16 protein-coding genes and 1 tRNA gene are annotated in these 15,040 nt (G+C 72.1%); 6 read left to right on the top strand and 11 right to left on the bottom strand.

Annotated features, from left to right (window positions below; all coding sequences use genetic code 11):
• Positions 1 to 117: 117 nt before the first annotated feature.
• From ACZ6I3_RS06075 to ACZ6I3_RS06045, 7 genes are read right to left on the bottom strand one after another with little or no spacing between them, the layout of a single operon-like run.
• On the bottom strand, positions 118 to 807 hold the full coding sequence (locus ACZ6I3_RS06075) for an SDR family oxidoreductase (RefSeq protein WP_469412113.1): 690 nt from the start codon (positions 805 to 807) through the stop codon (positions 118 to 120).
• Positions 804 to 1,685, bottom strand: a complete 882-nt coding sequence (locus ACZ6I3_RS06070) for a cupin domain-containing protein (RefSeq protein ID WP_469412110.1) — start codon at positions 1,683 to 1,685, stop codon at positions 804 to 806. The genes ACZ6I3_RS06075 and ACZ6I3_RS06070 overlap by 4 nt, the downstream gene beginning before the upstream one ends.
• On the bottom strand, positions 1,682 to 3,049 hold the full coding sequence (locus tag ACZ6I3_RS06065; RefSeq protein WP_469412109.1) for an amidohydrolase family protein: 1,368 nt from the start codon (positions 3,047 to 3,049) through the stop codon (positions 1,682 to 1,684). The genes ACZ6I3_RS06070 and ACZ6I3_RS06065 overlap by 4 nt, the downstream gene beginning before the upstream one ends.
• A 22-nt stretch (positions 3,050 to 3,071) precedes the next feature.
• Positions 3,072 to 4,052: an alpha-ketoacid dehydrogenase subunit beta gene (locus ACZ6I3_RS06060; RefSeq protein WP_469412108.1), complete on the bottom strand. Its 981-nt coding sequence runs from the start codon at positions 4,050 to 4,052 to the stop codon at positions 3,072 to 3,074.
• Entirely contained in the window at positions 4,040 to 5,017 is a 978-nt protein-coding gene (locus ACZ6I3_RS06055; protein WP_469412106.1) for a thiamine pyrophosphate-dependent dehydrogenase E1 component subunit alpha, read from the bottom strand. The genes ACZ6I3_RS06060 and ACZ6I3_RS06055 overlap by 13 nt, the downstream gene beginning before the upstream one ends.
• Complete coding sequence (locus tag ACZ6I3_RS06050; protein WP_469412105.1) at positions 5,017 to 6,342, bottom strand: M24 family metallopeptidase; 1,326 nt, start codon at positions 6,340 to 6,342, stop codon at positions 5,017 to 5,019. The genes ACZ6I3_RS06055 and ACZ6I3_RS06050 overlap by 1 nt, the downstream gene beginning before the upstream one ends.
• A 52-nt stretch (positions 6,343 to 6,394) precedes the next feature.
• Positions 6,395 to 7,033 (bottom strand): helix-turn-helix domain-containing protein, encoded by a 639-nt coding sequence (locus tag ACZ6I3_RS06045; RefSeq protein ID WP_469412103.1) that lies wholly within the window; start codon positions 7,031 to 7,033, stop codon positions 6,395 to 6,397.
• A gap of 266 nt (positions 7,034 to 7,299) precedes the next feature.
• On the opposite strand from ACZ6I3_RS06045, the gene ACZ6I3_RS06040 reads away from it, so the two are divergent.
• From ACZ6I3_RS06040 to ACZ6I3_RS06015, 6 genes are all read left to right on the top strand, one after another.
• Entirely contained in the window at positions 7,300 to 8,127 is an 828-nt protein-coding gene (locus ACZ6I3_RS06040) for a hypothetical protein (RefSeq protein WP_469412101.1), read from the top strand.
• Between the two features lie 137 nt (positions 8,128 to 8,264).
• On the top strand, positions 8,265 to 9,077 hold the full coding sequence (locus ACZ6I3_RS06035) for an SAM-dependent methyltransferase (protein ID WP_469412100.1): 813 nt from the start codon (positions 8,265 to 8,267) through the stop codon (positions 9,075 to 9,077).
• Between the two features lie 16 nt (positions 9,078 to 9,093).
• Positions 9,094 to 10,497 (top strand): type I glutamate--ammonia ligase, encoded by a 1,404-nt coding sequence (locus ACZ6I3_RS06030; RefSeq protein WP_469412099.1) that lies wholly within the window; start codon positions 9,094 to 9,096, stop codon positions 10,495 to 10,497.
• Between the two features lies 1 nt (position 10,498).
• Positions 10,499 to 11,638, top strand: a complete 1,140-nt coding sequence (locus tag ACZ6I3_RS06025; RefSeq protein ID WP_469412097.1) for an amidohydrolase family protein — start codon at positions 10,499 to 10,501, stop codon at positions 11,636 to 11,638.
• 76 nt (positions 11,639 to 11,714) lie between these two features.
• A complete protein-coding gene (locus ACZ6I3_RS06020) occupies positions 11,715 to 12,251 on the top strand; it encodes an NUDIX hydrolase family protein (protein ID WP_215117242.1) in 537 nt (178 codons plus the stop codon).
• A gap of 32 nt (positions 12,252 to 12,283) precedes the next feature.
• The gene (locus ACZ6I3_RS06015; RefSeq protein ID WP_469412096.1) at positions 12,284 to 13,285 is read left to right on the top strand and encodes a glycoside hydrolase family 43 protein; all 1,002 of its coding nucleotides are present in this window, start codon (positions 12,284 to 12,286) and stop codon (positions 13,283 to 13,285) included.
• Positions 13,286 to 13,339: 54 nt separating this feature from the next.
• Here ACZ6I3_RS06015 and ACZ6I3_RS06010 read toward each other — a convergent pair.
• From ACZ6I3_RS06010 to ACZ6I3_RS05995, 4 genes are all read right to left on the bottom strand, one after another.
• Positions 13,340 to 13,413: transfer RNA gene (locus ACZ6I3_RS06010), tRNA-Pro, on the bottom strand.
• 108 nt (positions 13,414 to 13,521) lie between these two features.
• Complete coding sequence (locus ACZ6I3_RS06005) at positions 13,522 to 13,881, bottom strand: MmcQ/YjbR family DNA-binding protein (RefSeq protein WP_469412094.1); 360 nt, start codon at positions 13,879 to 13,881, stop codon at positions 13,522 to 13,524.
• A gap of 30 nt (positions 13,882 to 13,911) precedes the next feature.
• Complete coding sequence (locus tag ACZ6I3_RS06000) at positions 13,912 to 14,445, bottom strand: GNAT family N-acetyltransferase (protein ID WP_469412092.1); 534 nt, start codon at positions 14,443 to 14,445, stop codon at positions 13,912 to 13,914.
• Complete coding sequence (locus ACZ6I3_RS05995) at positions 14,442 to 15,020, bottom strand: helix-turn-helix domain-containing protein (protein WP_469412091.1); 579 nt, start codon at positions 15,018 to 15,020, stop codon at positions 14,442 to 14,444. Before ACZ6I3_RS05995 ends, ACZ6I3_RS06000 begins: the two co-directional genes overlap by 4 nt.
• Positions 15,021 to 15,040 lie beyond the last annotated feature (20 nt).

Here is a 15,040-nt window from a genome sequence, read left to right as displayed (position 1 = left end):
GAGGGGAACACCTTCTGTGGGCATGGGTGGGGGACTGGCGACGAAGACCGGGGGAGGGGGGGGGGGGGGGCCGGGAGAGGGGGGGGCCCTCCGCGGGGGGGGGGGCCCCCCCGCTGCTCAGCCCAGCAACCACCCCCCGTCCACGGTCAGTTCGACCGCGTTGACCGAGCGGTTGCGCAGCAGGAATTCGACGGCGTCCACCACGTCCGCCATCGTGGCGAGGCGGCCCGTGGGCGTCTCGGTACGCAGTGTGGTGAGTACCTTCTCCGGCTTGGCCTGCCAGTAGGGGCTGTCGCCGACGACACCGGGATGCACGGCGTTGACCCGGACGGGAGCGAGTTCGACGGCGAGGGAGTTCATCAGGCCGCGCACGCCCGCGTTGACGGTCGCCACCGTCGTCGCGCCCGGATAGGGGCGTTCCTTGGCCTGTCCGCCGAACAGCACGATGGCGCTGTCGTCGTGCAGTCGGGTGCGCAGCGTGTGCACGACCTCGGTGTAGCCGACGAGCTTGAGGGTGACCAGACGCAGCGCGGCGTCGATGTCGTACTCGGTCACCTTGTTGTCGTCCCGGGAGACACCCGCGATCACCAGATGGTCGACGCGCCCCATTCCGGCCAGCGCCGCCGCTACCTCCAGCGGTCGCGACAGGTCGAGGGCGAGGCCCCGGGCGCCGAACTCCTTGGCGAGCGTGTCGGCCCGGTGGGCGTCGCGGCCGGTCAGGACCACGTCGTCCCCGCACTCGGCCCGGGTCCGGGCGAACTCGAGACCGATCCCCGAGGTGCCTCCGACGACAAGGACACTGCTCATGACTCCTCCTCAAGCGCCTGGCGCAGGTAGTCCCAGTCCCGCGTGAACCGGTAGGAGTGCCGTGACGGCGGCTGCGGCGCCTGTGTCTCCAGCCACCGCAGGGGCCCCTGCCCGGCGTTGACGAACCCATGCACGCAACCGGCGCCCGCCCAGGCGAGGTCGCCGGGTTCCAGCCGGTACCGCTCGCCGTCGAGGGTGGCCTCCGCCACGCCCTCCAGGATCAGATAGGTCTCCTCGAAGGGGTGGTCGTGCGTGCCGATGACGCCGTCGGACGCGTACCGCACCATGAACATCGTCGAGGCGACCGCGCCCAGGTCGCCGTCGACCATCATCTTCACGGTGATGCCGCTGTAGACCAGCAGCGCGGTGCGCATGCTCGCCGTGGCGGCCAGCAGGTCCTGGGACTGTTTGCCGGGATCCATCTGGTCGGGCTCGAAGTGCCCGAAGGTCCGGGTGCGCGGGTCGCGGACGTCGATCCGGACCGGGTCGCGGGCGGGCAGCTCCCGCACCGCCTGGGTGTCGTGCCCGTAGCGCGCCCGCGGCACGGGGGCCAGCATGTCCGCCCAGCGCCCGCCGGTGTTCCCGGCACCACGCCAGGCGTGCGGGACGCCGGTCGGCAGGAGGCCGTAGTCGCCCTCCTCCAGGAGGTACGACCCCTCGGGCACGTCGAGGATCACCGCCCCGTCCAGGACGTGGAAGGTCTCCTCGTACGAGTGCACATGGGCGGGCACGCGGCCGTCCGGCCGCAGTTCACAGAGGCCGAAGCCGGTGTGCACACTGCCGTCGTCCTCGCCGACCAGCGTCCGCCGCCGGTGGCCGTGGCCGTCGTACGGCGGATCGGGCCGGCCGGCGGCGCGGCGCACCAGGTGGTTCGTCATGCGGTGGCCCTCTCCCCCTTCGCCTTCGCCTCCTTCGCCGCGAGGAGCCGGTCGCGGGACTCCTCGACTAGCCGGCGGGCCCGCCCGGTGTCGGCGAGCAGCCTTCCGTCGCGCTTGTGGACCACACCGTCGACCAGGACGGTGTCCACGTTGGACACGTCCGCGCACAGGGTCACCGCGGCTGCCGCGTCGTGCACGGGGGCGACGTTCGGCGCGGTGGCGTCGATCGCGACGATGTCGGCGCGCTTGCCCGGCGTCAGGGAGCCGGTGCGGTCCTCGAGACCTGCGACATGGGCGCCGTTGACGGTGGCGAGCTCCAGCATCCGGCGCGCTGTCAGCATGGTGCCGGGCACCGGCATGTTGGCCTGCCAGCAGTCGGCGTTGACACGGGCGCGTTCGGCGCCGAAGGCGGCGCGGATCTGGGTGAACATGTCGCCGGGCACGGTGGTGACGACGTCGATGCTGAGCGAGGGCCGCAGTCCGTGCTCGATCGCCTGCATCACGGGCGGCCAGCCGTGCCCCATCTGGAGCTCCACCTGCGGCGCGACCGACACCGTGCCGCCGCTGTCGGCGACCATCCGCCACTCCTCCTCGCTGAGGTAGCAGCAGTGGACGTAGGTGGTGTCCGGGCCGAGGAGCCCCATGCCGTGGAGCTGCTTGACCATGCCGAAGCGGCCGGCGAGACGCCCCATGGCGACGTGCACGGTGATCGGGATGCCCAGTTCACGCGCCAGGGCCCACTCGGCGGCGACGACGTCGTTGACGCAGAAGCCGGGTCCGCGGGTGGCGAGGCCCATGGTCAGCAGGCCGTCGTCGGAGGCGAAGTAGGCCGACCGGATCCTGCGTACGTCGTCGGCCGGGATCGCGATCTTGCTCTCGAACCAGTACTCGGCGAGGGAGGTGTTGGCGCTGCCGTAGGCGTACTGCGCCCGGATGCCGGCTTCCCTCAGGCCCTGGATCGCGGCGTCCGGGTGCTCGGGGGTGTTGTTGATGTGCGACCAGTCGACGAGCGTGGTGATGCCGGCGTTGAGGCATTCGAGCGCGCCGGCGAGGTTGCCGGCGTAGACGTCCTCGGGGGTGTAGAGGGGTGCGAAGCTGTCGAGGACGTCGACGAAGTAGTCGTCGAGGGTGGCGTCGGGGGCGACGCCCCGGATCGGGGTCTCCCAGGTGTGGCGGTGGGTGTCGACGAAGCCGGGGATGACGATGCGGCCGGTCATGTCGAGGACCTCGGCGTCGGCGCTGATCTCGGGCCGTACGGCGGCGATCCTTCCGTCTTCGACGAGGACGTCACCCCTCGGCAGGTCCCCGACCGCGGGGTCCATCGATATGACATGCCCGGCGCGAAGGAGTGTCCGATCAGTCATCGCGGTTCCTTCCATGGGGTGTTCAGTACGCGGCGAGGCTCCGGACCGCCGCCACGACCTTCTCTGCGGTGGGGATGACCCGCTCCTCCAGCGCGTCCGCGAACGGCAGCGGGACGCACTCCCCCGTCACCCGCCGCACGGGCGCGTCCAGCAGGCCGAAGCCCTCGTCGGCGACGACCGAGACGACGGTGGCGCCCCAGCCGCCCTGGTACGGGTTCTCCTCGACGGTGACGAGCCGCGAGGTCCTGCCCAGTGAGGCGAGGACGGTCGTGGTGTCCAGCGGGACCAGCGAGCGCAGGTCGATCACCTCCGCCTCGATCCCCTCCCCCGACAGCACGTCGGCGGCACGCAGGGCCAAGGGCACCATGGAGGCCAGCGCGACGAGCGTGACGTCCGTGCCCTCGCGCACGACGGCGGCCCGCCCCAGCTCGACGAGGTGACCGGGCGGCGGCGGGGCGCCCTTGGTGGCCAGGAGGGCCTTGTGCTCGAAGAAGACCACGGGGTCGTCGCTGCGGATCGCCGCCGCCAGCATGCCGATGACGTCGGCGGGCGTCGCCGGTGCCGCGATCTTCAGGCCGGGGACGGTCAGTGCCCAGTTCTCGGTGGCCTGGGAGTGCTGGGCGCCGAAGCCGAGTCCGCCGCCGTTGGCGGTGCGCACGACGAGCGGCACGGTCACCTGGCCGCCGGTCATGTAGCGGACCTTGGGGATCTCGTTGGCGAGGTGGTCCCAGCAGCAGGCCAGGAAGTCGGAGAACATGATCTCGGCCACGGGCCGCATCCCGGTCAGGGCGGCGCCCATCGCGGCGCCCACGATGGCCTGTTCGGAGATGGGCGTGTCCCACACCCGCCCGGGTCCGAACTCCTCGCGCAGCCCCACGGTCGTCTTGAACACACCGCCGGCCGCGCCGATGTCCTCCCCGAGGCACACCACCGAGGCGTCCCGGCGCATCTCGCGTGCGATGCCCTCGGCGACGGCGTCCCGGTAGGTGATCACGTCCGCCATGCGGCACCTCCGTCGGCCCACACGTCGGTCAGTGCCTCCCGCGGGTCGGGCGGCGGCGCGGCCTTCGCCGCCTCGACGGCCCGTTCCACGACGTCCTGGGCCCGCTCGTCGGCCTCGGCGACCGCCTCCGCCCCGATGCCCAGCTCGGCGAGCCGCCCCCGGGCGAGGTCCAACGGGTCGTGCTTCAGCCAGCGTTCGACCTCCTCGGCCGGGCGGTAGGTCGCGGGGTCGGCGCGGCTGTGCCCGAAGTGCCGGTAGGTCTCGGCCTCCAGCACGGCGGGCCCGTCTCCCGCACGGGCCCGCGCCGCGAGCCGCCCCACCGCCTCCGCCACGGCCACCACGTCGTTGCCGTCGACCACCTCGCCCGGGATGCCGTACGCGGGCGCCCGGTCTGCGGCGGGCCGGGGCACCGCCGTGACGTCGGCGATGGGTGTGTACTCCATGTACAGGTTGTTCTCGCACACGAACAGCACGGGCAGTTTCCACACGGCGGCCAGATTGAGCGACTCGTGGAAGGCGCCGATGTTGGTGGCGCCGTCGCCGAAGAAGGCGACCGCGAGCTGCTCGGTCCCCCGCAGCCGGGCCGACCAGGCCGCCCCGACCGCCATGGGGAGGTGGGATCCGACGATGGCGTACGAGCCGAGCATGCCGGTGGCGGCCTTGGTCAGGTGCATGGAGCCGCCCTTGGCCTTGCACAGCCCGGTCGCCCGGCTCATCAGCTCGGCCAGGCACTCCTCGGGCGTGGCGCCCCGGGCGAGGGCATGGTGGTGGCCTCTATAGGTGGCGAACACATAGTCGTCGGGGCGCAGGGCGGCACTCGCGCCCACGGCGATCGCCTCCTGCCCGGCGGCGAGGTGGGTGGTGCCCTTCACCAGGCCTTGCAGGAAGAGGTCGTGGGCGGCCTTCTCCGTACGGCGGATGACGGCCATCCGCTCGTAGGCGTCGAGGAGGGCGGCCGGTTCCATCACTGCGACCCGGTGTTCAGATGCGACTGCGCCTCGCGACGGGTGTTCAGCTCGCCGCCCACGGTCCAGTACTTGCGCCCGGCCACCAGCAGTTCCTCGGCGGGGAACTTGGTGATGACCTCGCAGCCGTCGGCGGTGACGACCAGTTCCTCCTCGATGCGGGCGGCGGACCAGCCGTCGGCGGCCGGCCAGTAGGTCTCCAGGGCGAACACCATGCCCTCCTCCAGGACTTCGGGGTGGTCGAGGGAGACCAGGCGGCTGAAGATCGGCTTCTCCCAGATCGACAGGCCGACGCCGTGGCCGTACTGGAGCGCGAAGGCGGCGGTCTCGTCGGCGAAGCCGAACTCCTCGGCGCGCGGCCAGACCTGGACGATGTCGGCGGTGGTGGCCCCGGGCCGGACCAGGGCGATCGCCTGGTCCATGTACTCCCGGCAGCGCACGTACGCGTCCCGCTGCGCGCGGGAGGCGCTGCCCACGGCGAAGGTGCGGTAGTAGCAGGTGCGGTAGCCGAGGTGGCTGTGCAGGATGTCGAAGAAGGCCGGATCGCCCGGGCGGATCAGACGGTCGCTGTAGACGTGCGGGTGCGGTGAACAGCGCTCGCCCGAGATGGCGTTGACGCCCTCGACGTACTCGCTGCCGAGGTCGTACAGGACCTTGCTGACGACCCCGACGCACTCGTTCTCGCGGACGCCCGGGCGCAGGTAGCCGTACAGCTCCTCGTAGGCGGCGTCGACCATGGCGCAGGCCTGGGTGAGCAGGGCGATCTCGTCGCCGGTCTTGATCCGGCGGGCCTCCAGGAAGACCTGCTGTCCGTCGACGACGTCGATGCCCTCGGCGCGCAGGGCGGCCAGGACCGGCATCTCGGCGACGTCGACGCCGAGCGGTTCGTTCGCGAGCCCGTGCTCGCGCAGCTCTCCGGCGATCTTGGCGGCCACGTCCTCGGCGATCCCGGCGTCCGGGTGGAAGGCACCGCGCAGGGTGGAGATGCCGGCGCGGGCGCCGGTGGGCGGGCCGCCCTTGCCGTCGCTGTGGTCAAGCCACGGGTTGTACAGCTGGTGGTGGCGGGCGGCGGAGCCGAAGTCCCAGACGACCGGTTCGCCGTCGCGCACCAGCAGGGCGAAGCGGATCAGCTTGTCCATCGCCCAGGTTCCGATGTGGGTGGCCGTCATGTAGCGGATGTTGGCGAAGTCGAAGCTGAGCACCGCGCCCAGCCGGGACCGGTTCAGGGACTCGTGCAGCCGGGCCAGCCGCTGCCCGCGCAGCCGGTCCAGGTCGATGCGCTCTTCCCAGTCGACGGCGTTGGGGCCGTATGTGCGGATCGCCATGGCGACCACCCCCACTTCGGAGTGAACGCCCGGGTGCCAGGGGTGTCAAGTGTCACTGAACATCGCCGGACACGAACCAGACGCCCACAGCGGGTACCTCTCCATCGTTGCGGTAACGGTGGGGAGTCGTCGACTCGAAGCAGACGGCGTCGCCCGGGCGCACCGTGTACTCGTCGAAACCGAGGGTGAGGATCAGCTCGCCGGAGGCCAGATAGCCGTACTCGGCGCCCCCGTGCCGCATCAGTCCGCCGGAGCCTGCCGAGGAGCCGCCGGGCCGGTAGGTCACCAGCAGGAAGTCGACGTCCGCGCCCGGCACCCGCCCGAGGCGCTCCCACACGACCCCCGAGTCCAGCTCCAGCGTCTCGCGCCGGCCCGCGACGGCCAGCGGGCCGATACGCCGCCCCGGGTCGGCGGCGAAGGCCGCGAGGGCCTGCGGGAGGGAACCGGGCGTGCTCGCCCCCACCACGGGCGCCGAGGCCCGTGCGTCGAAGAGGGACTCCACGGAGATCCCGAGGGCCGTCGTGATCGCGTACAGCGTGCTGACGGAGGGCTGGCTCTTGCCGGTCTCGATCTGCGACACGAGACTCGCCGACACACCGACCTCCCGGGCCAGCGCACGCAGGCTCGTGCCGCGCTCCAGTCGGGCCTGCCGGATACGCGCGCCGACGGGCGGCACGACGGCGGGTGACACGGGCGGCTCCTCTCGCGCTCGGCGGGTGTACGGCTCCGCTCGGCGGGTGTACAGCTTCATTGAACAGCGCACGGGATCCCCGAAGCCAGGCGTCGAACGCCTCGCCTTGCCGGAAACACCGCCCCGGCGCGCGGCCCCGCGCGGACCGGAGCGTGACGCGGCCGTGCTCCGGACGGCGCTCACCCGAACAGTCCGGTGCCGGTGGTGGCCCGCCGGAGCCGGTGGTGCGCTGAGGACACGCGTCACGCTCTCAGGAGGCACTCCCGATGACCCGTCGTCCGTCCCCGCTCGCCCGCGTTCTCTCCTCCGCCCTGGCGGCAGGCACCCTGCTCACCACCGCCGCCTGCTCGGACGGCGGCGACGACAGAGACGGATCGCGCGCGTCGGGCATCACCGCGACACAGGTCGCCGGGAAGCAGCAGACCCCCTCTCCCAGCGCCACCCTCACCGAGGACGGCGCCCGGGCCGCGCTGATCACCGAGGCGGACATCGAGGACGACTGGACCCAGGTCAAGGACACGGAGGCCGAGAACTGGAACGACAGTCTGGTCATCGGCACGGTCGACGTCTCCGACTTCCTCACCGCCAAGACCGACGCCGCCGACTGCCAGCGGCTCATGAACTCCCTGTTCGACGACGATCTGCTGGGCAGGCCGTCGGGAGCGAACGCCCTGCGCGGCTTCACGCAGGGCGACTCTCGCCTGCTGTACCAGGTCGCCTCCTACGACCGGACCGACCCGCAGGACTCCCTGAACTGGATGGCGACCCTGCCGGAGAAATGCGACCAGTTCACCGTCACCGAGGACGGCGAGCAGCGCACCGTCCAGGTCATCGAGACCTCGCTGCCGAAGGTGGGCGACGCCCGTCAGGGCCTGCGCGTGACGGTGCAGGGGGCTGCCGGGGGTGCGGAGGCCACGCTGACCCTGACCGTCGCGGCCGTACGCGTCGGCAACGACGCCATCACCGTCACGGCGGGCGGGCTCGACGGGGACGAGCAGGACTCCGCCGAACAGGCGGTGAAGATCGGCACCCAGAACCTCAAGGACGTGCTGGCCGGCAAGACTCCCTCCCCGGACCCCAGCGAGGTCGAGTAGCCCGGCGACGGCTCTCCCCCACGACGCGCCAAGGGCCCTGCCCGCTCCGCCGATTCCCGGGACAGCGTGATCACCGGAACGGCACAATGGCGGCGATGGCCGGTCCTCCGGTCGCTCGTGCGAGGAGAGGAAGAGACGTGAGTGAGAGCCACACCCCGCCGAGCGGCTCGGCGCGGCTGAACACCGGTGTGGCGCACAACGCCCGCGTGTGGAACTACTGGATCGGCGGCAAGGACAACTACGAGGTCGACCAGAAGGTCGGCGAGCACGTCGCCGGCATGTTCCCGATCATCCGGGACATCGCCCGGGCGGACCGGGACTTCCTGGGCCGGGCCGTGTCGTTCCTGGCCGGCGAGCGCGGAGTGCGCCAGTTCCTCGACATCGGCACGGGGCTGCCGACGGCGGACAACACCCATGAGATCGCCCAGCGGATCGCGCCCGACTCGCGGATCGTCTACGTCGACAACGACCCGATCGTGCTGGTGCACGCCCGCACCCTGCTGACGGGCACCCAGGACGGCGTCACCGCCTACATCGACGCCGATGTGCACGACCCCGACGCCATCCTCGAACGGGCCGGGCACACCCTCGACCTCGACCGGCCCGTCGCCGTCATGATGCTGGGCATCCTCAACTTCGTGCTGGACACCGAGAAGGCCCGGGACATCGTGCGCCGCGTGATGGCCGCCGTCCCCTCCGGCAGCTTCCTGGTCCTCACCCACCCCACCTTCGACGACGAGCTCGGCGGCGCGGGCCAGATACCGGCCATGAAGTTCTGGAACGAGAACGCCACTCCCCCGATCACCGCCCGCAGCGGCACGGACATCGCCGCGTTCTTCGACGGGCTGGAACTGCTCGAACCGGGCATGGTGTCGTGCGGTCAGTGGCACGCCGAGGACGGCTCGGCCGTGCTGGTACCGCAGTTCGGCGCGGTGGCCGTGAAGCCTTGACCTGAGGAAGCAGCGTATGACCACCCTGGCCGATCCCGTACCCGGTGGCCGCCCCGGCGACGTCGAGCGGGCCACCGCGCTGAGCGGCGAGCTCGCCGGGCGGGGCGTGCACGGCGTCGTGCTGTCCTACGTCGACACCGCGGGCATCGGCCGGGTGAAGACCGTCCCGACGGCCCGGCTCGCCTCCGCCGCCGCCTGGGGCGTCGGCATGTCCCCGGTGTTCGACACGTTCCTGGCGAACGACTCCATCGTCACCACCGACGTCCTCGGCTCCCCCGACGGCGACCTGCGCCTCTATCCCGACCTCGACCAGCTGGTGGTGCTGGCCGGGCAGCCCGGCTGGGCGTGGGCGCCGGTCGACCGGATCACGCAGGACGGGGAGCGGCACCCCGGCTGCACGCGCACGTTCCTGCGCCGGGTCGTCACCGAGGCGGCCGAGCGGCACGGTCTCGCCTTCCGGGCGGCCATCGAGATCGAGTGGACCGTGGCCAGGGGCGACGCACCCGACGACGCGTTCGTGCCCGCGACGACCGGCCCCGCCTACGGCGCCACCCGGCAGGTCGAACTCGGCGACTACACCGCCGACCTGCTGGCGGCCTGCGCCGCGCAGGGCATCGACGTCGAACAGGTCCATCCCGAGTACGCGGCGGGGCAGTTCGAGATCTCGGTCGGTGCCGTCGATCCGGTGGCGGCGGCCGACCGCAGCGTGCTGGTACGGCAGACCGTCCGCGCGGTGGCCCAGCGGCACGGGCTGCGGGTCTCCTTCGCCCCGGCCGTCGTGGGACAGGGCGTCGGCAACGGCGGCCACGTCCACCTCTCCGCCTGGCGCGCGGGCGTCAACCTGCACTCGGGGGGCGAGGGCCGGTACGGCATGACGGCCGAGGCGGAGTGGTTCACGGCCGGTCTCCTCGCCCATCTGCCCGGTCTCACGGCCGTGACCGCCCCCAGCCCGGCGAGCTATCTGCGGCTCAGGCCCTCCCAGTGGGCCGGGGTGTTCACCGCCTGGGGCCGCGAGACGCGGGAGACCGCGCTGCGCGTCATCACCGGCACCGCGGGCCTGCGCGACCAGGCGGCCAACCTGGAGATCAAGCCGGTCGACCTGGCGGCCAACCCCTATCTCGCGATCGGCTCCCTGATCGCCGCCGGACTGGACGGCCTGTCCTCGTCAGCCGCCCTGCCCGGGGAGATCACCGGGGACCCGGTACGGCTGGCGGAGACGGAGGCGGCGGCCCGGGGCGTGCGGCGGCTGCCGGTCTCGCTGCAGGAGGCCGTCGAGGAGTTCCGCGAGGACGAGGCGCTGCGCGCGGCACTCGGACCGGTCCTGGCCGACGCGGTGATCGCCGTACGGCGGGGCGAACTGGCGTCCGTGGCCGGGCTGGACGACGACCAGGTGGCGGTGGCGTACCGCTGGAAGTACTGACGTGAGCGCGGTCCGCGAGGCACTCGACGCCCTGAGGCTGGTCGACCACCACTGCCACGGCACCGTCACCGCCGACCTCGACCGCGCGGCCTTCGAGTCGCTCCTCACGGAGGGCGACGCCTGGCCGGGCGTGTCGCCCTTCGACAGCCCCGTGGGCGTGGCCGTGCGCCGCCACTGCGCTCCCCTGCTGGACCTGCCCCGGCACGCCCCGGCCGAGGAGTACCTCGCCCGCCGCTCCGAGCTGGGCTGGCAGGAGGTGCGGCGGCGCTTCCTGCGCGCGTCGGGCACGGACGTCTTCTGCGTCGACACCGGCTTCGGCGCCGAGCGGCTCACCACCCCGCCCGAACTCGCCGAGGCCGCGGGCGGGTCCGCGTACGAGGTCGTACGGCTGGAGGTGCTCGCCGAGTCGGTGCGGGCCGCCGGGGTGGAGCCGGACGCGTACGCGGACGTCTTCCGCGCGGCCGCGCACGACGCCGTGCGGCGGCCCGGCGTGGTGGCCGTGAAGTCGGTGGCGGCCTACCGCACCGGCTTCGACCTGGACCCGGCCCGCCCCTCGGACGCGGAGGTCACCGAGGCGGCCCGGCGCTGGTCCGGGCGCGGGGGCCGGCTGGCCGACCCGGTCCTCGTACGGCATCTGCTGTGGACCGCCGTCGACCTCGGCCTGCCGCTCCAGTTGCACACCGGGTTCGGCGACAACGACATCCGGCTGCACCGGGCCGACCCCGCCCGTCTCACGGACTGGCTGCACCTGACCGCCGGGACGATCCCCGTCCTGCTGCTGCACTGCTGGCCGTACCAGCGGCAGGCCGCCTACCTCGCGGCGGTCTTCGAGCAGGTGTACCTCGACGTCGGTCTCACCCTGCACCACGTCGGCCCCGCCCGGGCCGGTGCGGTCCTCGCGGAGGCTTTGGAGATCACACCGTTCCGCAAGCTGCTGTACAGCTCCGACGCGTACGGTGTGGCGGAGTTCTTCCACCTCGGGGCCCTGGCCTTCCGGCAGGGGCTCGCGGGGCTGCTCCAGGAGCGGGTGGACACCGACGAGCTGTCCCCGCCGGACGCGCTGCGCATCGCGCGGTGGGCCGGGCGGGACAACGCCCTGCGGGTCTACCGGCCGCAGGTCGGCATGCCGGGAGGGGATTAGGACGGCGTGGGGCCGGTCACAGTTCCCCTGGAGCGGCTATCCAGGAAGTCCGAACGGCTGAAAGTATGATCAAGCAATGTCTGACATGACCGATACCACGCCCGGCTGGCTGTCCTCCGACGAACTGGAGATGACACGCGCCCGCATGCCGATCCTGTACGTCGAGGCCGTCCCGGTACGCGTCGACGACAGCGGCGAAGTCACCAGTGTCGGTGTGCTGCTGCGCATCGGGCCCGACGGAACGGTCAGCCGGACGCTGGTCTCCGGCCGGGTGCTGCACCACGAGCGCGTCCGCGACGCCCTGCTGCGCCACCTGGAGAAGGACCTCGGCCCGGTCGCGCTCCCCCGCGTCCCGGCGTCGCTGCAGCCCTTCACGGTCGCGGAGTACTTCCCGACCCAGGGCATCACTGCGTACCACGACCCCCGCCAGCACGCGGTGTCGCTGGCCTACATCGTGCCGGTGACGGGCGACTGCCGACCCCGGCAGGACGCGCTCGACCTGGTGTGGTTCAGCCCGCAGGAGGCCGTCTCCGAGGCGGTGCAGAGCGAGATGCCGGGCGGACACGGAGTGCTGCTGAAGCAGGCGCTGGCCCATGCGGGCTGTGTGATCTGACGGGGGGCGGGCCCTCACGAAGGGGTGAGCTGATGCGGCTTCCCGACATGCCGCTGCACGATCCGTTCGTCGTCGCCGACGACAGGACCCGCACCTACCACCTCTACACGTCCAACGTCCCGTCCGTGTCGGGCGTGGACGGCACCGGCACGATGGTCTACCGCAGCCGCGACCTGCGCGACTGGACGTCCCCCGTCGTGGTGTTCCGGACCGCCGGGCAGGAGGGAGTCTGGGCGACGGACGGCGCATGGGCGCCGGAGGTGCACGCGTGGAACGGCAGGTACTACCTGTTCACCACGCTGCACAACGAGGACCGGCCGCTCCCCGTCCCGCCGCCCGACCAGTGGGGCGTCCCGTTCCGGACCCCGACCCATATGCGCGGCACGATCACGGCGGTCTCCGACTCCCTGCTCGGCCCGTTCACCGTGCTCGACCCCTCACGCCCCGTCCCGCCCGAGCACCTCATGACCCTCGACGGCACGCTGTACGTCGACCCGTCCGGGCAGCCCTGGATGGTGTACGCGCACGAGTGGCTCCAGACCGTCGACGGAACGATGGAGGCGGTCCGGCTGGCCCCGGACCTGTCCCGGGCGACCGGCGACCCGCTCTATCTGTTCAAGGCCTCGGACGCGCCCTGGACCGCCGAGCAGATCCCCGCCGGCGTACCGCACCAGCTCCCGCCCTACATCACCGACGGCCCTCAGCTGTACCGCACCCCCGACGGGTCGCTGCTCATGCTGTGGTCGACCTACGAGAAGAACACGGCCGGCGAGGACGGCACCGTCAGCGGCGGCTACGTACAGACCTACGCCGTGTCGAGGTCCGGGGACGTGCACGGCCCGTGGGAGCAGCGCCGGCCGCTGGTCCGCGACGACAGCGGCCACGGCATGCTGTTCCACACCTTCGACGGCCGGCTGATGATGATCCTCCACCGGCCCTTCGAGAACGCCCGAGGGAAGCTGTACGAGATGCGGCTGAGCGATCACGAGCTGGAGGTCCTGCGCCGACGCGACGACCTCGACGGCGGCGGCTGACCTCGTAACGCAATCAGCGGGCCTGCCTTCCGGCAGACCCGCTGGTCGATTCTGTCGGGACGACAGGATTTGAACCTGCGACCCCTTGACCCCCAGTCAAGTGCGCTACCAAGCTGCGCCACGTCCCGTTGCCCGTCTGACCTGGGGGTTCCCCCGGCCGAACGCGCAGGGAAACAATACCGCACTCGCGCCGGTGATCGCGCATCCGTTTCCGGGGGCCTGCCCCCTGGGGGGCGTCACTCTTCCGTCGGGAGTCCCAGCATGGGATGCGCCTCCAGGAGCCGGTTCGGGGCCGCCTGGCGCCAGGAGTCGGCGAGGATGATCCGCAGTTCGTCCTCGCCCTCCAGCGCGTCCAGCCGGGCCCGCACCCAGGCGAACGAGGACTCGTGGTCGGCGATCCAGAATTTCTTCGGCTCGGCGAGCACCAACTCGTCCCGCTCCACCTTGGGACAGCGCACGGCGATGGACGTCTCGTCCTCCGGCAGCGTCGCGAACATCTTTCCCGCGACCCTGAACGTGGGCATGCTCCAGGCGATCTTCTCCGTCGTGTCCGGGAAGGAGAGGGCGATACGTCGTACGTCTTCGGCATCCGGCATGGCAGGCACGGTAGCCGCACCCACTGACAATCACCTGGTGAGAGCGCCTGCCGGTATGCGCTTGCAGTAGATCGTCGTCGGCCGGAGCACCCCGTCGGGGCTCGCCGCGTAGTCCGGGATCGCGCCGATCGCGGTCCAGCCCGCGGACCGGTACAGACGCTCGGCGGGGCTGCCGGTCTCGGTGTCCAGGTGCAGGAGGGTGATACCGGCCGCCGCGGCGGCGTCCTCCGCCGTCGCCAGCAGTCTGCGGCCGAGGCCGCGCCCGCGGGCGTCCGGGTCCACCATGAGCTTGACGAGTTCGGCGCGGTGACGGCTGTTGGCCTTGCCGGGGAAGGCGAGGCTCACGGTGCCCAGCACCCGGTCCCCGTCGTCCGCCGCCCATACGACGAGCCGGCCCGCCGCCACGTCGGCGGCCCGCCCCTCCCACCAGGCGAGAGCCTCCGCGCGGTCGAGCGGGGCGAGGAAGCCGACCGAGGCACCGGCGTCGACGGTGGCGGTCAGGAGACCCGCCAGCTTCCCGGCCAACTGACGGAGTTGAGCTTCGTCGAGACGGTTGACGATCACGGCCGCACCACCGCCAGCAGATACCGCACGCCCTCGGGAGCGGCGCACCTGAACCGGGTCGGCCCCCACACGCGCATGCGCAGGCAGTCGCCGGTGCCGAGGTGGTGTTCGGTGTCCTGCGCGGTCACGTCGAGGGCGCCTTCCAGGACCCAGATGTGCTGCTCCAGGCCGGCGACGGGCGGACGGTCGTAGGCGATGTCGGCGCCGGGCGAGAGGCGGGCCTCGACGAGTTCGCCGCGCAGGGCGGAGTGCGGCGGGGACACGGAGCGCCGTACGAATCCGGAGGCCTGGTCCTGCCACCGGGACTGGTCGGTCGCCCGCACCACGGGCGCCGGCTCGGCCTCGACCTCGCTGAGCAGCTGGGACATGGTCCGCCCGTAGACGGCGCACAGACGGTTCAGCAGCGAGGCCGTGGGGCTGATCTCCGCCCGCTCGGCCCGGGACAGGGTGGACCGGCTCACTCCGCTGCGGTCGGCCAACTCGCCCAGGGACCAGCCGTGTTCGGCCCGCAGCTCGGCAAGGCGGACGCCCAGCCGGGTGTCGACGGGGTCCGCGCCATCGCCATCGGTTCTCATATCCGGGACGCTATCCCGAA

The organism is Streptomyces sp. NPDC041940 (assembly GCF_055589465.1).
This window is presented reverse-complemented; position numbering and strand designations above follow the sequence as displayed.